Source organism: Mesorhizobium sp. M1295 (genome assembly GCF_040318135.1).
Taxonomy (GTDB): domain Bacteria; phylum Pseudomonadota; class Alphaproteobacteria; order Rhizobiales; family Rhizobiaceae; genus Mesorhizobium.
The window spans coordinates 50,592-72,176 of record NZ_JAMYLU010000001.1 but is presented as its reverse complement, the minus strand read 5'-3'; the positions used below and the strand labels follow the sequence as shown (position 1 = coordinate 72,176).

Sequence of the window (21,585 nt, the reverse complement as noted above, 5' to 3'; positions counted from 1 at the left end):
AGGAAGACAGGCGTACTCCGTCGGTCCACTACCCGACGAGCTGCCGCGCAAGGATCAGCACGGCAGCACCCGCCAGGAACATCGCCATCAGCCCGCCGCGCAGCGAGACCAGGCCGGCAACAATCAAGGCTGCCCATTCCGCCGGTCCGGCGCTGAGCGCCGCCGGCGCCACCAGCGTGGTCAGCACCGCCGCCGGCACGGCGCTGAGCCCGGCCTCGACGCGCGGATGGATCTGGTCGAAGCGTGAGATCACCAGATGACCGCCGATGCGGGTCAGATAGGTCGCGATCGAAGCGGCGACGATGATCCACAAGGTCGTGCTCATGGCCGTGTCTCCACGCCGCTGTGGCGGGGCGGCAGGATGACGGCGAGCAGCACGCCGGCCAGCGCACCTATGGAGACATGCCAGGGCGAGCCGACGGTTTTGTACGCAATGATGGAGGCGGCAGCGCTGGCGATGACCACCGGCAGCCACAGCGGCCGCTTGCGGAAGCTCATGACCAGGCCGAGAAAATAGATCGGCAGCAGGAAGTCGATGCCCAGCACATGGGTGTCGGGAATAAGCTTGCCGAACATCGCGCCGAGCGCGCTTTCGATGACCCAGAACACATAGACCGGCAGCCCAAGCCCCATATACCAGGTAAACCCGACGGTTTCGCCGGCCTCCGCCTTGCGCTCGGCCATCGCGAACTGCGGATCAGTGAGCACGAAATAGCCTATCGCCTGCTGGATCAGTGGCCAATGCGCGATGCGCCGGCCGATACCGGCCGAATAGAGCACGTGGCGAAAATTCACCGCGAAGATCGACAGCACGATCAGCCACGGCGCGACATGCTGGCCGAACAGCTCGATGCCGACCATCTGGCTGGCGCCGCCGAACACCGTTGCGCTCATCAGGAACGCTTCGAGCACGGAAAACCCGTTGTCGACTGCGAGCGCCCCGAACAGCAATGCAAACGGCGCCGATGCCACCACGACGGGCATGCTGAGCCGCACGCCGTCCCAGAAATCGCTTTTCGCACTGTTTTCGGAGATTGCTTCCGCCGACATCAATCGCTCCTCGGGACGGTCGTATGTAGGGAGGGCCGCCCTGCTTGTCACACCAATTCGCTTGAGGCAAATGATCAGCGGAAGTGATGGCTGAGGCGCGCGGCAAGGCGCTCCAGTGCCCAGTGGATAAAAATCAGACGCTTGGCACTTGGGAGGGCATATCCGTTTGCGCCCATCGGTCCTTGCCAAAAGTGGCGGCCACAGACCCAAGGCCAGAGGTGCTTCCCCAGAGGTGGTTGCAATGAGCGAATTTTTCATCGATCCAAAATTCGGCCGCCTGGCCTTCGGCGCCGATCCCGGCAGCTATCACGCAACGCGGCCTGGCTATCCTGATTGGGTATTCGAAATTCTATGTGAACGGTGCCGTCTCGCGCATGGCACGGCGACGTTCGAGATTGGCGCAGGTACAGGAACTGCTACGCGCCGCTTACTCGAACTGGGCGCGAGCCCGATGCTCGCCATCGAGCCGGATTCTCGCCTCGCGACTTTTCTTTGCGAGACTATTCAGGACAAGGCGCTCTCGGTGAGCGTCTCTGCGTTTGAGGATGCCGTCCTTGAGAAGGCCGATTTTGATCTCGGCGTCAGCGCCACTGCCTTTCATTGGCTGGATGAGGACACGGCGCTGGTCAAGGTCGCCGAGCTGCTTCGGCCGGGCGGCTGGTGGGCAATGGTCTGGAATGTATTCGGCGACAACAGTCGCCCCGATCCCTTTCATGATGCGACGAAGGCACTGCTTGAAGGGCCTTCGAGCCCTTCGGCGGGCTCAAATGGTATTCCGTTCGCCCTTGATGCCGAGGCCCGCGTGGCGGCGCTGGAGCGAACCGGCGCGTTCGATGCCATCGAACATCGGACAAGTGTCTGGTCGCTCGTCCTCGATCCTGACCAGACGGTCGCCCTCTATGCCACTTTTCCAATATCAACATTCCGCAGCGACCGCGAAGCAATCCTGGCGGAGCTGGGTCGCATCGTCCGCGACGAGTTCCAAGGCTCCATAACCCGCAACATGACCACCAGCCTCTACACTGCGCGGCGCATTTGACTGTCTGATTTATCCGCTAGCGCGGCGAAGCCTTGCCTTCGATCGCCCTGCCCCAGTCGAGCAGCGGTTTTGCCCGCATGACGAAGTCGACGAGTTCGTCGACCAATCCAGCTCCATAAATATCCGCCGGCTCGACTGCGTGCCGGACGGCAAAATGCCGATTGCGGATCGCGGCAGCGAGATCGGGCTCGGCGATATGCTCGAAGCCGCGCGGCGTGCGCTTCATGCAGCCGTCCGGGTCGAGCTCGAGGCCGTTCTTCTTCAGCGCCGCGACGAGGGTGCGGAATTCAGCCGGCCGCTTCGCGATCGCGTTGCGCAGCGCCAGCAATAGCTCCGGTCCGGGCTGCCACCAGGCAACGGCGGCAAAGCAGCGATCGAGCCCGATATGGACGTAAAACACGCCCTGTTCCATCTTGGTGCCGTCAGGCGAAAGGATCGCCGACAAATGCCGGTTATAAGGCCGTTTGTCCTTGGCGAAACGCACATCGCGATTAATCCGGAACAGCGACTTCTTGCGGTCGCCGCGCAGGCCGAGCCCCGCGGCCGTGAAGCGCTCGGAGAGCGTTTCGACCAGATCGCCGAAGGGGTCGCGCAGATCCCGTTCGAAAAGGTCGCGGTTTTCCAAAAACCACTCCCGGCTCTGATGAAAATCCAGCGCCTTGAGGAAGGGAATGGCCTTTTGCCCAAAACCGTTGAACGCAGCCGCCATCACGCGCCCTTGCCGATCCGCTGCAACCAGGTGTCCTCGTCGATCACCTCGATGCCGAATTTGGTCGCGTCCTTCAGCTTGGAACCGGCGCCCGGCCCCGCTACCAGGAGATCGGTCTTCGCAGAAACCGAGCCGGCGACCTTCGCGCCGAGACGTTCGGCCATCGCCTTGGCCTCGGGGCGCGTCATCTTTTCCAGCGTGCCTGTAAACACGATTGTCTTGCCGGCGACCGCACTATCGGCTGAGACGTTCACGATGTATGGCTTCGGGTGGACCTGTGTGAGCAGCGCTTCAAGCACGGCGTCGTTGCGTTCATTGCCGAAGAAATCGCGAAGCGCACCTATCACCGTATCGCCGATGCCGTTGATCGAAGGAAAAACGGTGTGTGGATCGGCTGCCGCTGCTGTCTCCTTGCCAATGCGGATCAACTCCTCGATCGTCGAGAAGGTTCGGGCAAGCACAGCGGCCGTCGTTTCGCCGATATGGCGGATGCCCAGCGCAAAGATGAAGCGATCGAGTTCCGGTTCGCGGCGAGCGTCGATGGCAGCGAAGAGCTTGTCGAGGCCGTCGTAGTTGCGTTCCTCGACACTGCGTACATTCTTGCGCGTCTTGCCCGACGCGGCCTCACGCTGCCTGGCCTGCTCTTCCCGCCGCTCGGCCAGCGCCTTGGTAACGGCGGGACGACGATCCCTGAGCGTAAAGATATCGGCGGCTGTCTTGATCAACCCGGCGTTGAAGAACAGATCTATGTTTTCAGCGCCCAGGCCTTCGATATCCATGGCGCCGCGTGACACGAAATGGCGCAATCCTTCCACGGCCTGCGCAGGGCAGATCAGTTCGCCGGTGCAGCGGCGGCGGGAATCCTCCTTGCCGGTCTTCTCGTTGATCTCGCGCGTTGCGGGTGAGCCGCAGATCGGACATTTGTGCGGGAATTCGTAGGGCACGGCATCTGGCGGACGCTTATCGGCTACGACGCTGACGATCTGCGGAATGACGTCCCCTGCCCGCTGGATGACCACTGTGTCGCCGATACGCACGTCATAGCCGTCGCGGATCGGCTGGCCGTTGCTGTCCAGACCCTTGATGTAATCTTCGTTGTGAAGCGTGACGTTTTCGACCACGACGCCGCCGACCGTGACGGGTGCAAGCCGGGCAACGGGCGCCAGCGTACCGGTACGGCCCACCTGAATGTCGATCCTGAGCACGGTTGTCATCGCCTGTTCGGCCGGAAATTTGTGGGCGATGGCCCAGCGCGGTTCGCCAGTGACGAAACCCCATCTGCGCTGCAATTCCAGCTGATCGACCTTGTAGACGACGCCGTCGATGTCGTAGCCCAGTGATGAGCGCTGGGTCTCGATCAGGTGATAATGCGCGACCAGTTCCTCGACCGATCTTGCCCGGACCATCAGCGGGCTGACCTTGAATCCCCACTCCGCGAATTTCTGCACGGAATCGTATTGGGTCGGAGCCGGATCCTTTGTGGTAAAGCCCCAGGCGTAGGCAAAGAACTTGAGGTTGCGGCTGGCGGTAACGGACGGGTCTTTCTGACGGAGCGACCCGGCCGCGGTATTGCGCGGATTGACGTAGTCCTGGCCGCCGAGCGCCGCCGACCGCTGCTTCAACGCCTCGAATTCCGCGTAGGTCATATAGACCTCACCGCGTATTTCGATGACCTCGGGCCAGCCCGATCCATTCAAGGTCTTGGGAATGTCGGCGATGGTCCTCAGATTGGCGGTGATGTCCTCGCCAACGGCGCCGTCGCCGCGCGTTGCTCCCTGCACGAACACACCACCTTCATAACGCAGCGAAGCCGACAGCCCGTCGATCTTCGGCTCAGCTGTGAAGGCGATGTCCAGATCCTTGTCGCGATCAAAGAACCGCCGGCCACGTACAATGAAATCGGTGACGTCCTGGTCGGTATAGGCCTTGGCGAGGCTGAGCATCGGCACCGCATGACGCACCTTGGCAAAGCCTTCCGCCGGCGGTGCGCCGACCCTGCGTGAGGGCGAATCCTCGCGCACCAAAGCGGGGAAGCGCTGTTCGATGGCGAGGTTGCGCCGCGTCAGCGCGTCATATTCCGCGTCCGTGATTATCGGCGCGTCCTCGCCATGGTAGCGCCGGTCGTGCTCGGCGATCTCCTGCGCCAACCGCTTCAACTCGCTTGCCGCCTCGCTTTCGCTGAGCGAATCGACTGGTTTTTCGTCCATACACTGCTCCCTCCACGGTGGCGCGACACAATAGAACAGGATTCTCTCATGAGGGAGAGATCAGACACGGAAATCATTCCTGAACAGCAGGATGGAGCCAGACCCTGACTCAGGTCACGAGCGCCGGAAACGAACTCGTCTAGAGCAATTCCAGGAAAAGTGTGAAACGGTTTTCCGTCCGGAATTGCGCAAAACAAAGAGGTAGAGCGGTTCGGCGTGATGAACCGCTCTACGCTGCCGCGATGTTCTCCCGCAGCAAGCGCTCGGCCGCCGCGCGCGCCTCGTCGGTGATGGTGGCGCCGGCGAGCATGCGCGCGATCTCCTCCTGCCGCGCCGCCCGGTCCATCTCGGCGATGCCGGTCGACACCCGGTCGGCCCCGCCTGACTTGGAGATCAGGAAATGCGTCGCGGCGCGCGCCGCCACTTGCGGCGCGTGCGTGACCGAAAGCACCTGCACGCGCTTTGCCAGCCGCGCCAGCCGCTGGCCGATGGCGTCGGCAACCGCGCCGCCTACCCCGGTGTCGATTTCGTCGAAGACCAGGGTCGGCGCCGAGCCGCGATCGGCCAGCGCCACCTTGAGTGCCAGCAGAAAGCGCGAAAGCTCGCCGCCGGAAGCGACCTTCATCATTGGGCCGGGCCGGGTGCCGGGGTTGGTGCGCACCCAGAACTCGACCTGGTCGATGCCTTCTTCCATGCGGCTCCCGGCATCGCTTGCGATCTCGACGATGAACTCAGCCCGTTCGAGCTTCAGCGCCGGCAGTTCGGCCATTACCGCCTTGGTCAGCCCTGCGGCCGCCGCATGGCGAAGCGACGACAGCTGGGCCGCCGTAATGTCATAGGCCTGACGCGCAGCTGCAGCCTGTCTCTCCAGCGCATGCAGGCGCTCTTCGCCAGCGTCGAGATCGGTAAGGTCGGCCGCCATGGTGTCGCGCAGTTGCGCCAGATCGTCGACAGCGACGCTGTGCTTGCGCGAGGCGGCACGCAGCGCAAACAGCCGCTCCTCGGCCTTCTCCAGCCGCTGCGGATCATATTCAGTGGCGCGAAGTGCTGCTTCCACGCCCGACTGCGCCGCGTCGAGCGACAGCATCGCCTCGTCGAGCGATTTGACGACCTCTTCAAGCAAGCCGGGCGCTTCCGTCACCTTGCGCTGCAGCCGCCTGAGCAGGCTGGCCAACTGCGGCAAGGGTGAGGACGGGCCCGAGAGCACATCCTGCGCATCGTGGATTTCCGAGGCGATCTTTTCGGCACGCATCATCGAGGCGCGCAGTTCGGCGAGCTCGGTCTCTTCACCCGGTTGCGGATCGAGCCTGGTCAATTCGGCGACCGCCGCACGCAGATAATCGGCCTCGCGGGAAGCCGCCTCGACTTTGGCCCGGTGCCGTGAAAATTCCTGCTCGCAGGCGCGCCAGTGCCGCCACGCCTCGCCTGTTGCACGCGCGGCGCCCAGATGACCGCCGAAGCTGTCCAGCAATTCCCGATGCGCACCGGGATCGACCAAAGCGCGCTCGTCGTGCTGGCCGTGGATCTCGACCAGCGCATGGCCGACGTCGCGCATCAGCGTCACGCTGGACGGCTGGTCGTTGACGAAAACGCGCGTGCGGCCGTCCGCCGTCTGGACGCGGCGCAGGATGATGTCGCCGTCGTCCTCGATGGCGTTCTCGGCGAGCAGCATACGGGCCGGGTGGTTGCGCGGCACGTCGAACACAGCGATGACCTGGCCTTGTGCCGCGCCATGCCGCACCAGCGAGGCGTCGCCGCGGGCGCCAAGCGCCAGCGACAAGGCGTCGAGCAGGATGGACTTTCCGGCGCCGGTTTCGCCGGTCAGCACCGAAAGGCCGGACGAGAAGTCGATGTCCAGCTTCTCGATCAGAACGATATCGCGGATCGACAGCCTGGAGAGCATGGTGACGCGCCGCTCAGGCGCCGGTGATCAGCTTCCCGGCCTTGGAGATCCACGATCCGGCATTCTCGCGCGGCTCGAGCCCACCACTCTGCAGGAGCTTATAGGAGTCCTTGTACCACTGGCTGTCGGGATAGTTGGTGCCGAGCACGGCCGCGGCGGTCTGCGCTTCCGACGTCAGCCCCATCGCGTAGTAGCTCTCGGTCAGACGCGCCAGCGCCTCCTCGACATGGCGTGTGTTGGAATAGTTCTCCACCACGTTGCGGAATCGTTTGACGGCTGCGATGTACTCGCGGCGCTCGAGATAATAGCGGCCGATCTGCATCTCTTTGCCGGCGAGCTGATCGTTGGCGAAGCGGATCTTCTCCTTGGCGTCGTCGGCATATTCGGACGTGGGCCAGCGCGTCACCAGGTCCTGCATCGTCTGCACGGTAAGACGCGCTTCCTTCTGGTCCTGGGTGACGTCCTTGATCTGGCGGTAGTAGCTCAGCCCGATAATATATTGGGCATAGGCTGCATCGTCGGTCGACGGGTAAAGGGTCAGGTAGCGCTTGGCCGAACCGATCGCCTCGTCGTAATTGCCCTGACGGTAGTCGGCAAAGGCGCCCATCACCATCGATTTGCGGGCGAATTCCGAATACGGATGCTGGCGGTCGACGGCATCGAATTTGCGGCTTGCCTCCTGCAGGCGCCCGGCATTCAGATTGGCGAGACCCTGATTATAGAGCACGTCGGCCGGCTCGGTCTGATCGACATAGGTCGATAGATCGACGTCCTTCTCGGACGACATGCAGGCCGACAGAAACAGCGATGGAACGACGACCGAAAGCGCCAGGAAAACAGCCCGCCGCGGCGCCTTCGATTGACCAACTCGCTTGAAAAACATGATTGGATTCCGCCCTTTCGGCGTCATTTCAGTCGACGGCAGCAGCCATAAACCATAACCGCCTTGCCCGGCAACGCTATCCCCGGCCAATCGCACATTTTTGTGGCGGTTTGGCGCCACCTGGAAAGCTGTGCGATTTGGCCGGCCAGTGATGCATCCTTGCAACACAGCTGATCGCAATAAGAGCCGCAAAAACGTTAAGAATCAGATCATCCAGGGCGCAAAGAGGGGGGCATTGACAGCGCTCATCTCGGCGGCACGGCCGCGCTCGCGGCGCGTCGTCTCGACGATCTCGAAAGCCGAACGGTCGGACAAGAGACGGCGCAGCGCCGCGGCGTTCAGCCTGTGGCCACCACGATAGGAGCGGAAGCAGCCGATAAACCGGGCACCGGCGAGCGCCAGGTCGCCCATTGCATCCATCGTCTTGTGCCGCGCGAACTCGTTGGGATAGCGCAGGCCTCCCATGTTGATCACGCGGTTGTCATCGCCGATCACCAGCGAGTTCTCCAGCGAGGAGCCGAGCGCGTAGCCAGCTGCCCATAGCCGCTCGACGTCCTTCATGAACCCGAAAGTGCGGGCCCGCGCGACGTCGCGGCGGAAAATGTCGGCATTCATATCGGATGCGAAAAGCTGGCGGCCGATCGCCGGGCTTTCGAAATCGATCTCGATCTCGAAGCGCGTGCCATCATAGGGCCTGAACTCCGCCCAGCAGGCGCCGTTCTCGATGCGAACCGGCTTGACCACCCTGATGTAGCGACGCTTGACCGGCAGCGTTTCGATGCCTGCCTGGTCCATGGCCTCGATGAACATGACCGCGCTGCCGTCGAGGATAGGCACCTCACGGCCGTCGATTTCAATGACGAGATTGTCGATCCCAAGCCCAAAGAGCGTCGCCATCAGATGCTCGACCGTGGCAATGTGCTCGCCTTGCGGATCGCCAAGCATGGTGCAGAGGTCGGTGGCACCGACCTCGGAAACGAGCGCGCGAAATTCGTGGCTTCCGCTTGCATTCGAAAGCTGGAAGACGATACCCGTATCGGCATCTGCCGGCAGGAAATGGACGGTGACCGGATTGCCGCTATGGACGCCGATACCAGTCAGCGTCGCACGCGATTTAAGTGTCGTCTGATAGTCGTGCAAAACAATCCCCATAGCCCGTACTGCCTAGGTCCGCTTCATCTGCCCTGAGGGCGCGGCTCTTGATTGATCGGCAGGCAGGGCCACTTCCCCGAGACTCCCAGCAAACCGACTTTGGTCGGTGGCGAAGATAATGGTCCCACAGGGAGACTCCAAATCACGGTTTCTTACTCTTTGTAACTGCGGTCCAGCGCGGGATTGCCCCATAAGTCCTTGTTTTAAAATCGCTTTTAATATTAACAGGCGAACAGTTTCCTGCTCGCCTGTTAACAACTGTTACGAACCGTCAACAGATCAATTGGCCTGCCGGCGCAGGAAGGCGGGAATCTCCAGCTGATCGTCTTCCTGGACAGCCCGGCTCTGCGGCGTCAGTCGGCCCTGCTCGTCCAGCTGGCCGCGGCGCGGCGCGTAAAGCTGCGGATCCTGGCTGGCTAGGCGGCGCACTTCCGCCGGCGCCTGGCGCAGTTTCGGTTCGCGCGGCTGCGCCGGCTGCAGCCGTGCAGGTTCCTCTTCGCGGCGGGTTAGGCCGTTGGTCAGGCGCTTGAGCAAGCCCATCGGGCCGCTGTTCTCGTGGTCGGCCGGGCGGGCCTTGGCTTCCACTTCAGCCTTCACCTGCGGCGGGAAATCCTCTACCCGCGGCATGCGCTGGGGTGCCGCGGCAATCGGCTGCGGCATTTCACGATGCGGAGCCGGCTGCATCGCTTGCTGAACCACTGGCTGCATCATCGGCTGCGGCTGAGCGGGAGGCGCCTGGAAGATCTTGCTCTGCGGACGGAAGTCTTCCGAATGCGCGACCGGTGCCGGGCGGGCCTGCGCCATCGCTGCCGCATTCGCCTCGGCGAGCTGAATGGCCTCGGCGACCGGATCGGCAGCACGTGGTTCATAGATCGGCTGCTGGACAGGCGCCGGGCGCATTTCCGTGACCTGAGCCGCCGGGCGGCTGACCGGCTTCGGCGGAGCCGTGCGGATGGCGATCGGCGCTGCAGCGATTTCGGCCGCCGATTTGTCGATGCCGGTGGCGACCACCGACACGCGGATAACGCCTTCGAGTTCCTCATCGAAGGTGGCGCCCAGAATGATGTTGGCGTCCTGGTCGACCTCTTCGCGAATGCGGGTTGCGGCCTCGTCGACTTCGAACAGTGTCAGGTCGCGGCCGCCGGTGATCGAGATCAGCAGGCCCTTGGCGCCCTTCATCGAGGTCTCGTCGAGCAGCGGGTTGGCGATGGCGGCTTCCGCGGCGGCCATTGCGCGGCCCTCGCCCGAAGCCTCGCCGGTTCCCATCATCGCCTTGCCCATTTCGCGCATGACCGAGCGGACGTCGGCGAAGTCGAGATTGATCAGGCCTTCCTTGACCATCAGGTCGGTGATGCAGGCGACACCCGAATAGAGCACCTGGTCGGCCATGGCGAAGGCGTCGGCGAAGGTCGTCTTGTCATTGGCCAGCCGGAACAGGTTCTGGTTGGGAATGACGATCAGCGTATCGACACATTTCTGCAGTTCCTCGATACCCATGTCGGCCGTCTTCATGCGGCGCTGGCCTTCGAAGTGGAACGGCTTGGTGACGACGCCGACGGTAAGGATGCCCTTTTCGCGGGCAGCGCGCGCGACCACGGGCGCCGCCCCGGTGCCGGTGCCGCCGCCCATGCCGGCGGTAACGAAGCACATATGCGTGTTCGAGAGATGATCGATGATCTCGTCGATGCACTCTTCCGCCGCCGCGCGCCCGACTTCAGGCTGCGATCCGGCGCCGAGACCCTCGGTGACATGCGCACCGAGCTGGATCAGCCGCTCGGCCTTCGACATCGTCAGTGCCTGCGCGTCGGTGTTGGCCACCACGAACTCGACGCCGCGCAAGCCGGCGGTGATCATGTTGTTGACGGCATTGCCGCCGCCGCCGCCGACACCAAACACGGTGATGCGCGGCTTGAGCTCGGTGATGTCCGGCTTCTGCAGATTGATGGTCATTGTCTTCGTCCTTTGCCTTTCCCGCCGCTTCGCCGCCGCGGCCGCCTATGGGGCTGTCCCCGTCAAATTAAAAACTGTCTCTCAACCACTGACTCATTCGATGCAGTTTTCCGCCTGTTCCGGTCATCCGAAGACCGGAAATTCCCTTCGCCGGGCGGCTCTCGAAGCTCGCCATCTGCGGGTAGATCAGAAGTCCGACCGGGGTCGAGAAAGCCGGCCCCTTGGCCGCCTCGGGCAGGCCTGCCACGCCGAGCGGGCGGCCAATGCGCACATTGCGGCCGAGAATGCGGCGTGCGGCTTCGGGCAGGCCGGCAAGCTGGCTGGCGCCGCCGGTCAGCACCACCCGCTTGCCGACGGCATTGCCGTAGCCGGACTTGTTCAGCCGGTCGCGCAGCAGTTCCAGCGTCTCGTCGATGCGGGCGCGGATGATGCGCGTCATCACCGAGCGCGGGATCTGCAACGGCACCTCGCCGTCTTCGCCGATCGGATGGATCGAGACCAGGTCGCGGTCGTCGGCGCTTCCTGGCAGCGCCGAGCCATGCATCACTTTCAGCCTTTCAGCGGCATCGAGCGAGGTCGACAGGCCCTTGGCCATATCCAGCGTGACGTGGTTGCCGCCAATCGCGATGGCGTCGCCGTGGACGAACTTGCCTTCCGAAAATACCGAGATCGTCGTCGTGCCGCCGCCCATGTCGATGCAGGCCGCGCCCATTTCGAGCTCGTCGTCGACCAGGGCGGCTAGCCCGCTGGCATAGGGTGTCGCCACCATGCGCTCGACCGAGAGATGCGAGCGGTTGATGCAGAGCTCCAGATTGCGCAGAGGCGCCGCGTCGCCTGTCAGCACGTGCATGTCGACGCCAAGCTGGTCGCCAACCATGCCGCGCGGATCGCGCACACCGCGCTCGGCATCCAGCGAAAAGGCCACGGGAAGCGAATGGATCACCTCGCGCTCAGCCCGCAGCGCCTGCTTGGCGCCGGCGGCAAGCACGCGTTTGATGTCGGCCTCGTCTGCTTCATGACCGCCGAGATTGATGGTGGCCGAAAAAGCCTCGCTCTTCAGCCGGCCGGCGGTCATGTTGACGATCAGCGAATCGACCGTCAGTCCCGCCATGCGTTCGGCGGCGTCGACGGCAAGACGGATGGCGTGCTCGGCACGGTCGAGATCGATGACGACGCCCGATTTCACGCCTTGCGATTTCTGGTGGCCGATGCCGATCACCTGGATGCGATGCGAGCGTCCGCGCAGCAGCTTGCCATCGTCGCGCGGCTTGAGCTTGGCCACCACGCAGCAGACCTTGCTGGAACCGACATCCAGCACCGTCAGGATGCCGGACCGGCGCGACGAGGCATCGCTGTTGCCGCCAAGCCAGCTCATATCTTCGTCTCCGGCTTGCGCTTCAGCATCTTGGGCTTTTCGTTAAGCGCAGCCTCGCGCTGCGTCGCCGCTTCCGGCGTCAACTGGACGACCAGACGGTCGGAAAGGCGCATGTCGACGGCTGCGATGTCGCGCGTCAAAAGCCCGTTCTCGTGGTCCATCCTGACCAGGTCGGCAATCGCCTGGTCCTCACCGTCTTCGGGAAGCTTGACGGTGATGCCATTCTCAAGCTTGAGATCCCAGCGCCGTTCGCCGATGCGGATATAGCCTTTGATCCGCGCGGCAAGCTCCGGATAATTCTTGATCCTGGCCAGGAAATCCGGCGCCTTGGCCGGTGCGCCGGTGCCGATGATCAGCGGCAGCAATATCTGCTTGCCGCCGGAGAACGGCGCGATCACGGTGCCGGATTTCTCGATGACCGAAAGCGCGCTCCCTTGCTGCCACAGCGCGAACGGCTCGCGCTCCTCGACGCGCACTTCCAGCGTATGCGGGTAGACTTTGCGCACTGCCGCGGCTTCGACCCAGGGCAGCGTGGTGATGCGTTCGCGCGCAGCTTCGGCATCGAAGCCGATCAGCGAGGTCCAGCCGTCGAGTTCCAGCCTGTCGAGAATATCGATCTCGGAGGTTTCGCGGTTGCCGACGACCTTGACCTGGTCGACGGCAAAACCGGTGCGGGCGGTGACACTCTGGACGATGGCGTCGGCATGCCCGCCGAGATAGGCGCCATAGGCGCTGCTCGAAATAAGCAGTGCCGCCGACAGGATGGCAGCGCAATAGGGCGGCGCTTCGAAATCGCCCTCGCCGAGGCGCGCCAGCACACGCACCGGCCGGCGGAGCAGGCGTGGCAGCACGAAATGGTCGAACGACAACGGCATGCCGAACAGCACCGGCCCGGCCGCGCCCTTCCCCTTGCCCTGTCCCCACTTCAACGCAGACACGAAGCGTCCTCCACCATCCAACTCAACAAATCGCCGAACGAGTGTCCCGCTTGCGCGGCGATTTCCGGCACCAAAGACGTCGGCGTCATACCCGGCTGGGTGTTGACCTCGAGCCAGACAATTTCACCGTTTTCGGAGTGACGATCGTCATAACGGAAGTCCGACCGGGAAACGCCCCGACAGCCGATAGCTTGGTGAGCCTTGAGCGTCAGTGTCTGTATTTTTTGGTAAATATTCGGTGAAAGTTTTGCCGGGCATTCGTGTTTTGATCCGCCCGCGACGTATTTTGAATCATAGTCGTAGAAGGAATGGCCGGTCGGGATGATCTCGCAGACACCGAGCGCCACATCGCCCATCACCGCGCACGTCAATTCTCGCCCGTGCACATAACGCTCGACCATCACCGTATCGCCATATCTCCACTCGGACGAGCCGATGATCTGCGGTGGATGCGACTGGCCTTCATGCACGATGACGACGCCGAAGCTCGATCCTTCGTTGACCGGCTTGACCACATAGGGCGGCTTCATCGGGTGCTTGTTCTGGATGGCGAAGCGATTGGCCACCTTCGATTCCGCTACCGGAATGCCGGCCGCCTTGGCGACCTTCTTGGCCTGTTCCTTGTTCATCGCGAGCGCCGAGGCAAGCACGCCGGAATGGGTGTACGGAATGGCCAGATACTCGAGGATGCCCTGGATGGTGCCGTCCTCGCCGAAGGGGCCGTGCAGCGCGTTGAAGACGACGTCGGGCTTGAGCTCGACGAGCACCGAGCTGATGTCGCGCGAGACGTCGACCCGGGTGACCTGGTAGCCCTCCCCCTCGAGTGTATCGGCGCAGGCTTTGCCCGACGACAGGGACACGGGCCGCTCGGACGAGAATCCCCCCAGAAGGACGGCCACGTGCTTGCTTGTCATTCCCCGTCATTTCCTCTCACAGCAGGCCTGCACCATCGTGCATGGCCCGAAAAGCATCGCGCGCACTCAACTACGCCGAGCAGCTTTGCTCCCGTGTTTCCGCAACATTGAGTCCGAGTCTCCCGGCAGGTTGCCCCCCCAGACGGAAACGCGAGTAACGCGTCGAAACGACTCAAATCAGGAAACGCTTCAGGGCAGAGAATCAGAGAGTTGATTCGCTGGCAAGTGCTTACGATTCCGATGGATTCACTTTCCGCAAAAACGGCAGCAAAATGTGAATTCATGAGGTCCGGAGGCAACGGTCTTCGGCTTGCGCTAAAGCAGCTGCCCGAGAAATTCCTGGACGGCATGGCCCGGCCGAAAATTGCCGATGCGCTTGATCTCCCACTGCAGCCGGATGCCCGATCTTTCGAGCACGCGCGCACGCACCGTCTCACCGAGATATTCAAGCTCGTAGCCTGTGGCGGTCCCGGTGTTGATCATGAAGTTGCAATGCATCGGCGACATCTGTGCCCCGCCGACCATCAGGCCGCGGCAGCCGGCCTTGTCGATTTCCTTCCAGGCCGAGGTGCCCTCGGGATTCTTGAAGGTCGAGCCACCGGTCTTTTCGCGGATCGGCTGCACGGTCTCGCGATGGTTCTGGACAGCATCCATCGCGGCCTTGATCGCCGCCTTGTCCTCCGGAACGCCTTCGAACAGCGCCGACGTGAAGATCAGCCCGGACGGCGCAGCTGAATGGCGATAGGCATAGCCCATGTCGGCGTTGCTCAGCACATGCACATTGCCCTTGCGGTCGAGCGCCCGCACCTCGACCACGCGCTCGCGCGTCTCGACACCGTTGGCGCCGGCGTTCATCCTCAGCGCTCCGCCGATGGCGCCGGGAATGCCGTGGTAGAAATGAAAGCCGCCGATGCCGGCCTCGTAGGCAACGGCCGCAACGCGCTTGTCGGGTGTCGCGGCCCCCGCCTTGATCGTGGTCGGCGCTATCACTTCGGTCTCGCCAAAGCCTTTGGCCGAAAGCCGGATGACGAAGCCCGCAATGCCGCCGTCACGGACAAGCAGGTTTGAGCCGACGCCGACGATGGTCAGCGGTATTTCCTCGGGCACCGCCTTCAGGAACGCGGCAAGATCGTCCTCGTCGGCCGGCTGGAACAATGCCTCCGCGAGCCCGCCGGCTCGAAACCAGGTGATCTTGTCCATCTCGGCATTGGGCGTGATGCGGCCGCGCAATCCGGCAAGCCGGTCGCCAAGCTTGTCGATCAACGCCTGGCCGCGCATCATGAGATAGTCCCGCCGAGTTCTTTGGGCAGCGCATAGGCCCATTGGGTGATGTTGCCAGCGCCGAGGAAGACGACGAAATCGCCCGGCTTCGCCACCTCGCGCACGATCGGCGCAATCGCCGCCGGACCTTCGATGTAGCGTGCGTCGCGATGGCCGCCGGAGCGGATGCGCGACACCAGTGCGTCGGACGTAACGCCGTCGATCGGTTCCTCGCCGGCCGCATAGACGGGCGCCACCATTACCGTATCGGCGTCGTTGAAGCAGACGGAAAACTCGTCGAACAGATCGCGCAGCCGAGTGAAGCGATGCGGTTGGGTAACGGCGATGATGCGGCCCTTGGTGGCGCTGCGCGCCGCCTTCAGTACCGCCGTGATCTCGACCGGATGATGACCGTAATCGTCGAACACATCGACACCGTTCCACGAACCGGTATGGGTGAAACGCCGCTTGACGCCGGCGAAGGACGACAGGCCCTTCTTGATCGCCTCGGCCGAAAGGCCGAGCTCATGCGCGACGGCAATCGCCGCCGTCGCATTGGAAACGTTGTGGCGTCCGGGCATCGGCAGCCGCAGACCGGCAATCGTTATCTGGCCGTGCGTCTTGCGGTCGCGGATCACCACGTCGAATTCCGAGGTTGGGCCGTCCATGCGGTGATTGGTGAAGCGCACGTCGGCCTGCGCATTTTCGCCATAGGTGATGACGCGCCGGTCCTCGATGCGGCCGACCAGCGCCTGCACCTCGGGATGGTCGGTGCACATCACGCCAAAGCCGTAGAACGGCACGTTCTCGACGAACTGGCGAAACGCCTCGCGCACTTTGTCGAAGGAGCCGTAATGGTCGAGATGTTCGGGGTCGATATTGGTGACGACGGCAATCTCGGCCGGCAGCTTGAGGAAGGTGCCGTCGCTCTCGTCGGCCTCGACCACCATCCATTCGCCGTCGCCCATGCGGGCATTGGTGCCATAGGCATTGATGATGCCGCCATTGATCACCGTCGGGTCGAGCCCGCCGGCATCGAGTAGCGTCGCCACCATCGAAGTCGTCGTTGTCTTGCCGTGCGTGCCGCCGATCGCGACCGCCTGCCGGAAGCGCATCAGCTCGGCTAGCATTTCGGCGCGCCGCACGATCGGCAGCAACTTCTCTCTCGCCGCCTTCAGCTCCGGGTTGGATTTCTTGATTGCGGTGGAGACGACGACCACTTCGGCCTCGCCGAGGTTCTCGGCCTGGTGGCCGACGAAGCATTCGATGCCCTTGTCGCGCAGCCGCTGCACATTGGCGCTGTCGGCCTGATCGGATCCCTGCACCTTGTAGCCGAGATTGTGCAGCACCTCGGCGATGCCGCTCATGCCGATGCCGCCAATGCCGATGAAATGCACGAGGCCGATCGTCTGTGGCATCTTCATCAATGCGTCTCCTTCCTGAATTCCGAAACGGATTTCCTGGACGCAATAGCCTCTGTCAGATCGGCGAGCAACCGCGCGGCATCCGGTTTACCGGACGATTTCGCCGCCGCAGCCATTGTCGCCGCCCTGCCTGGATCATCCATTAGCCCGCCGACAAGCGCAGCGATCCGCTCCGCCGAAAGCGTGGACTGCGGATGCACCTCGGCGCCACCCGCTGCGGCAAGGGCGGCCGCATTCGCCGCCTGGTCGTGGTCGAGCGCGTGCGGATAAGGGACCAGCAGCGCCGGCCTGCCGATCACCGCGATTTCCGATACGGTCGACGCGCCGGAGCGCGACATCACCAGATGCGCCGCCGCGAGCCGCGCCGCCATGTCGGTGAAGAAGGGCGACACCTCGGCCTCGATGCCAAGCGCGGCATAGGCGGCTTCCACCCGCGCCACATCGTCGGCGCGGGCCTGCTGCGTGATCGCCAGTCGCCTACGCTGTGCATCGGAAAACCGGGCGATCGCCGCCGGCACCGCATCGGAAAAGAATTGCGCGCCCTGGCTGCCGCCAAACACCAGAAACCGGAACGGCTCTTCGCCGGCCGATGCAGCATAGGGTGTATTCGCTGCTTCCAACACTTGCGGCCTGACCGGATTGCCGGTGGTCACCGTCTTGGCGCCAGTGGCACTGATGTCTTCCGGCAGGAACCCGCCGGCAACGGCGTCGACGCGGCCGGCGAGCGCCCGATTGGCGCGGCCCATCACCGCATTCTGCTCGTGGATCAGCGTCGGCACCTTGCGCCGGGTCGCCGCGTAAAGCGGCGGCAGTGTCGGATAGCCGCCGAAGCCGACCACTATGGCGGGCTTGATGCTGGCGATGACGGCCGACGCCTGCCGCACCCCGCGCCAGATTTTCCAAAACGCGGCGAGCATGGCAAAAGGATTCTTCGAGCCCATCGTCGCCGACTGGATCGGATGGATGGCGGTCGCCGGGAACTGCCCGGCAAAGCGCTCGGCGCGGTCGTCGGTGGCCAGATGTACCGCCCAGCCGCGCGCCTTGAGCTCATGTGCCAGCGCCTCGGCCGGGAACAGATGTCCGCCCGTTCCGCCAGCAGCTAGAAGGATGACCCCCTTCGCCATCTCACTCCGCCGGCATCGCACGCGGCGACGGCATGAAGCCCAGCTGCTTGCGCTTTTCCGGGCGCTTGCGCGTCAGCGCCAGCACCATGCCCATCGAGATGGCGATCGCGATCTGGGAGGAACCGCCATAGGAGATGAACGGCAGCGTCATGCCCTTGGCCGGCATCAGTTGCAGATTGACGGCCATGTTGATGACCGACTGCAGGCCGAAGACGGTGACCAGGCCGCCAACCGCGTAGCGCGTGAAATCGTCCTGCTCCTTGAGTGCCGTGTTGAGGCCGCGCAGCACGATGAAGCCGAAGATGGACATGATGAAGAAACACATGATCAGCCCGAATTCCTCGCCAGCGACCGAGAAGACGAAATCGGCATGGCTGTCGGGGATGACCCGCTTGACGGTGCCCTCGCCCGGCCCGACGCCGAACCAGCCGCCATTGATCAGCGCCTCGCGGCCCATGTCGACCTGGAACGTGTCGCCCTCGCCGGTCATGAAGCGGTCGATGCGGCCGGCAACGTGCGGGAACACCGCATAGGCGGCGAACACGCCGCCGACGCCGGCAGCACCCAGCGCGACGATCCACAGCCACGGCAGCCCGGCCATGAAGAACATCACCCCCCAGGTGCCGAGCACCAGCATGGTCTGCCCCAGGTCAGGCTGCGCCACTAGCAGCGAGATGACCAGCGCAAGCAGCAACATGGCGAACAGATTGCCCGGAATGTCGGGCTGGCGCTTGTGCTCGGCGAACAGCCAGGCGCAGATGATGACGAAGCCCGGTTTCAGGAACTCGGACGGCTGTATCGACAGGCCGGCAAGCGATACCCAGCGCCGCGCGCCTTTCACCTCGACGCCGATATAGAGCACCGCCACCATCAAAAACAGCGTGATGCACAGCATGACCAGCGCCATGCGCCGGATCTGCCTGGATTCAAGGAACGAGACGGCAAGCATCACTCCAAGTGCCGGAATGGTGAAGATGATCTGGCGTGTGGCGAAGTGGAAACTGTCTAGTCCGATGCGTTCGGCCACCGCCGGGCTTGCGGCGAAGGACAAAACGATGCCGAGGCCCATCAGCGACAGGAACGCCGCCAGGAACCAGCGATCGATCGTCCACCACCAGGTCGCCACGGGGCTTTTGTCGAGACGGCTTTGCATTATCGTGTCCCTCCGATGGGCTTCACGCCATCAATGGCGGTTGCGGCTTGCCTGAACGCCTCACCGCGGACTTCGAAATTCTTGAACTGGTCGAAACTGGCGCAGGCCGGCGACAGCAGCACCACCGCCTCGCCGCTACTATCCTTGGCCGCATCGCGGGCGGCGTGTTCGACCGCCGCAGCCAACGTGCCTGATATCTCGTAGGGCACCGCTTCGCCCAGCGTCGCCGAAAAGGCCGGTGCGGCTTCGCCGATCAGATAGGCCTTGGCGATACGCGGGAAGAAGCCGCGCAACGGCTCGATGCCACCCTCTTTCGGCAGACCTCCGGCAATCCAGTAGATACGCGCAAAGCTCGACAGCGCCGGTGCCGCGGCATCGGCATTGGTCGCCTTGGAATCGTTGACGAACAGCACATGCCCTTTGCGGCCGACCTGCTCCATGCGGTGCGCCAGCCCCGGGAAACTCTCCAGTCCGGATTGGATCTCGCCGAGCTCGAGCCCGACCTTGAGGCAGGCGGCGGCGGCGGCCAGCGCATTCTGCGCGTTGTGCTGGCCGCGCAACGAGCCGATGCCTTCGAGAAAGGCGACCCGGCTGTAGCGGCCGTGCACGGCTTCCATCAGGTTGGTGCCTTCGGCGAAATAGCCGTCGGTCAGCGGCAGGCGCTTGGAGATGCGAATGATCTGCCGGCCCGCTCGCTCCAGCCGGTCGGCGATCTGGGCGCACCAGGAATCGTCGACACCGATGATTGCCGTCTCGCTGCCGGCCACCAGCCGCTCCTTGATCGAGGCGTAGTGTTGCATCGTGCCATGGCGATCGAGATGGTCCGGCGTCAGGTTGAGCAGGATGCCGGCCGTCGGATTGATCGAAGGGGCAAGATCGATCTGATAGGACGAGCACTCAACCACATAGTGCCGCTCGGGCTGCGGCGGATCGAGCGTCATCACCGCGCGGCCGATATTGCCGCCCATCTGCGTGTCGCGCCCGGCCGATTTGAGGATGTGCGCCGTCAATGCCGTGGTCGTCGACTTGCCGTTGGTGCCGGTGATGGCGATGAAGGCTGCTGCCGGCGCCCGCGCCGTCCGCTCGCGGCAGAAAAGCTCGATATCGCCGATGATCTCCACGCCTGAGCCCCGCGCGAGCTCGACGGTCCAGTGTGGCTTGGGATGCGTCAGCGGCACGCCGGGCGACAGCACGAAGGCGGAAAACCTCGCCCAGTCCGCGCCGCGCAGGTCTGCGGTGGCGATGCCGACCGCGCCGGCCTTGGCAACGCTGTCGGGATTGTCGTCCCAGGCGAGGACGTCCGCGCCGCCCTCGATCAGCGCGCGCGCCGTGGCAATCCCCGAGCCGCCGAGCCCGAAGAGCGAAACGCGCTTGCCTGAAAAGGATGCGGCGGGGATCAAGCGGCCTCCTATCTGAGCTTCAGGGTCGACAGCCCGACCAGCGCCAGAATGACGGCGATAATCCAGAAGCGGATCACCACCTGGCTTTCGGTCCAGCCGAGCTTTTCGAAATGATGGTGGATCGGCGCCATCAGAAAGACGCGCTTGCCGGTCATCTTGAAATAGCCGACCTGGATGATGACCGAGAATATCTCGACGACGAACAGGCCGCCGACGATGACCAGCACGATCTCGTGCTTGGTCGCCACCGCGACCGTGCCGATCAGCCCACCCAGCGCCAGCGAGCCGGTATCGCCCATGAAGATTGCCGCTGGCGGCGCATTGAACCACAGGAAACCGAGACCGGCACCGATCACCGCTCCGAGGACCACGGCAAGCTCACCGGTGCCGGGAACGAAATGGATCTGCAGATATTCAGCGAACACCGCATTGCCGGAGAGATAGGCGATGACGCCGAAGGACGCCGCCGCGATCATGATCGGCACGATCGCCAGCCCGTCGAGGCCGTCGGTCAGGTTCACCGCATTGCCGGCGCCGACGATGACGAAGCACGAGAACGGGATGAAAAACCAGCCGAGATTGACGAGAAACTCCTTGGCGAAAGGGAATGTCAACGATGACGAGAACGGCACCTGGCCGTTATGCATGATCACCCAGGCGGCGATGCCGGCAATGACGAATTCGAGCCCGAGCCGCGCCTTGCCGGAAAAGCCGAGATGCGATTGCTTCGTCACCTTGAGATAATCGTCGTAGAAGCCGATCGAGCCGAACCCCAGCGTCACCAGCAGCACCACCCAGACGTAGATGCTCGACAGGTTCGCCCACAGCAGCGACGAACCGACGATGCCGGACAGGATCATCAGTCCGCCCATTGTCGGCGTTCCCGCCTTCTTGAAATGCGTCTGCGGCCCGTCGGCGCGGATCGGCTGGCCCTTGCCTTGCCGCAGCCTCAGCGAATTGATGATGGTCGGTCCGAAGATGAACACGATCAGCGCCGCTGTGATCAGCGCTCCGCCGGTGCGGAAAGTTATGTAGCGGAAGACGTTGAAGACCGAGATCTTGTCCGCAAATTCGACGAGCAGTGTTAGCATGCGCTTGCGTCCC

The 21,585-nt window shown here is 63.5% G+C and carries 18 protein-coding genes; 1 reads left to right on the top strand and 17 read right to left on the bottom strand.

The genetic code is table 11. The annotated features are described in order from the left end of the window. Positions 1-28 precede the first annotated feature (28 nt). The gene (locus tag NKH29_RS00335) at positions 29-325 is read right to left on the bottom strand and encodes an AzlD family protein (RefSeq protein ID WP_352699262.1); all 297 of its coding nucleotides are present in this window, start codon (positions 323-325) and stop codon (positions 29-31) included. Next, entirely contained in the window at positions 322-1,050 is a 729-nt protein-coding gene (locus tag NKH29_RS00330; RefSeq protein ID WP_023721188.1) for an AzlC family ABC transporter permease, read from the bottom strand. The genes NKH29_RS00335 and NKH29_RS00330 overlap by 4 nt, the downstream gene beginning before the upstream one ends. 241 nt (positions 1,051-1,291) lie before the next feature. On the opposite strand from NKH29_RS00330, the gene NKH29_RS00325 reads away from it, so the two are divergent. Continuing rightward, positions 1,292-2,089, top strand: coding sequence for a class I SAM-dependent methyltransferase (locus NKH29_RS00325; protein WP_352788540.1), 798 nt, complete (start codon positions 1,292-1,294; stop codon positions 2,087-2,089). A gap of 16 nt (positions 2,090-2,105) precedes the next feature. On the opposite strand, the gene NKH29_RS00320 is transcribed toward NKH29_RS00325, so the two are convergent. The 15 genes from NKH29_RS00320 to mraY all read right to left on the bottom strand — a co-directional run bounded on the left by NKH29_RS00320 (position 2,106) and on the right by mraY (position 21,572). Then, positions 2,106-2,798, bottom strand: coding sequence for a DUF2461 domain-containing protein (locus NKH29_RS00320; RefSeq protein ID WP_023721190.1), 693 nt, complete (start codon positions 2,796-2,798; stop codon positions 2,106-2,108). Further along, the gene (ligA, locus tag NKH29_RS00315) at positions 2,798-5,005 is read right to left on the bottom strand and encodes an NAD-dependent DNA ligase LigA (RefSeq protein ID WP_352639778.1); all 2,208 of its coding nucleotides are present in this window, start codon (positions 5,003-5,005) and stop codon (positions 2,798-2,800) included. Before ligA ends, NKH29_RS00320 begins: the two co-directional genes overlap by 1 nt. A 229-nt stretch (positions 5,006-5,234) precedes the next feature. Beyond that, the gene (gene recN / locus NKH29_RS00310; protein WP_352495123.1) at positions 5,235-6,908 is read right to left on the bottom strand and encodes a DNA repair protein RecN; all 1,674 of its coding nucleotides are present in this window, start codon (positions 6,906-6,908) and stop codon (positions 5,235-5,237) included. Between the two features lie 13 nt (positions 6,909-6,921). Continuing rightward, positions 6,922-7,791 carry an outer membrane protein assembly factor BamD gene (locus NKH29_RS00305; RefSeq protein ID WP_352456160.1) on the bottom strand — a complete coding sequence of 290 codons (870 nt, stop codon included), beginning with the start codon at positions 7,789-7,791 and terminating at the stop codon, positions 6,922-6,924. A gap of 204 nt (positions 7,792-7,995) precedes the next feature. Further along, complete coding sequence (gene lpxC, locus NKH29_RS00300; RefSeq protein ID WP_352481535.1) at positions 7,996-8,943, bottom strand: UDP-3-O-acyl-N-acetylglucosamine deacetylase; 948 nt, start codon at positions 8,941-8,943, stop codon at positions 7,996-7,998. A gap of 279 nt (positions 8,944-9,222) precedes the next feature. Beyond that, the gene (gene ftsZ, locus NKH29_RS00295) at positions 9,223-10,893 is read right to left on the bottom strand and encodes a cell division protein FtsZ (RefSeq protein WP_023721195.1); all 1,671 of its coding nucleotides are present in this window, start codon (positions 10,891-10,893) and stop codon (positions 9,223-9,225) included. Between the two features lie 67 nt (positions 10,894-10,960). Continuing rightward, positions 10,961-12,268 (bottom strand): cell division protein FtsA, encoded by a 1,308-nt coding sequence (ftsA, locus tag NKH29_RS00290; RefSeq protein WP_023721196.1) that lies wholly within the window; start codon positions 12,266-12,268, stop codon positions 10,961-10,963. Then, positions 12,265-13,206 (bottom strand): cell division protein FtsQ/DivIB, encoded by a 942-nt coding sequence (locus NKH29_RS00285; RefSeq protein ID WP_023721197.1) that lies wholly within the window; start codon positions 13,204-13,206, stop codon positions 12,265-12,267. Before NKH29_RS00285 ends, ftsA begins: the two co-directional genes overlap by 4 nt. Further along, entirely contained in the window at positions 13,194-14,120 is a 927-nt protein-coding gene (locus NKH29_RS00280) for a D-alanine--D-alanine ligase (RefSeq protein ID WP_023721198.1), read from the bottom strand. The genes NKH29_RS00285 and NKH29_RS00280 overlap by 13 nt, the downstream gene beginning before the upstream one ends. Positions 14,121-14,435: 315 nt before the next feature. After that, complete coding sequence (gene murB / locus NKH29_RS00275; protein ID WP_031194586.1) at positions 14,436-15,401, bottom strand: UDP-N-acetylmuramate dehydrogenase; 966 nt, start codon at positions 15,399-15,401, stop codon at positions 14,436-14,438. Beyond that, complete coding sequence (murC, locus tag NKH29_RS00270; RefSeq protein ID WP_023721200.1) at positions 15,398-16,804, bottom strand: UDP-N-acetylmuramate--L-alanine ligase; 1,407 nt, start codon at positions 16,802-16,804, stop codon at positions 15,398-15,400. The genes murB and murC overlap by 4 nt, the downstream gene beginning before the upstream one ends. Further along, positions 16,804-17,928, bottom strand: a complete 1,125-nt coding sequence (gene murG, locus NKH29_RS00265; protein ID WP_023721201.1) for an undecaprenyldiphospho-muramoylpentapeptide beta-N-acetylglucosaminyltransferase — start codon at positions 17,926-17,928, stop codon at positions 16,804-16,806. The genes murC and murG overlap by 1 nt, the downstream gene beginning before the upstream one ends. Before the next feature lies 1 nt (position 17,929). After that, complete coding sequence (ftsW, locus tag NKH29_RS00260; RefSeq protein ID WP_023721202.1) at positions 17,930-19,081, bottom strand: putative lipid II flippase FtsW; 1,152 nt, start codon at positions 19,079-19,081, stop codon at positions 17,930-17,932. Further along, positions 19,081-20,481 carry a UDP-N-acetylmuramoyl-L-alanine--D-glutamate ligase gene (murD, locus tag NKH29_RS00255; RefSeq protein WP_023721203.1) on the bottom strand — a complete coding sequence of 467 codons (1,401 nt, stop codon included), beginning with the start codon at positions 20,479-20,481 and terminating at the stop codon, positions 19,081-19,083. Before murD ends, ftsW begins: the two co-directional genes overlap by 1 nt. 8 nt (positions 20,482-20,489) lie before the next feature. Continuing rightward, positions 20,490-21,572, bottom strand: a complete 1,083-nt coding sequence (gene mraY, locus NKH29_RS00250) for a phospho-N-acetylmuramoyl-pentapeptide-transferase (RefSeq protein WP_023721204.1) — start codon at positions 21,570-21,572, stop codon at positions 20,490-20,492. Positions 21,573-21,585: the final 13 nt, after the last annotated feature.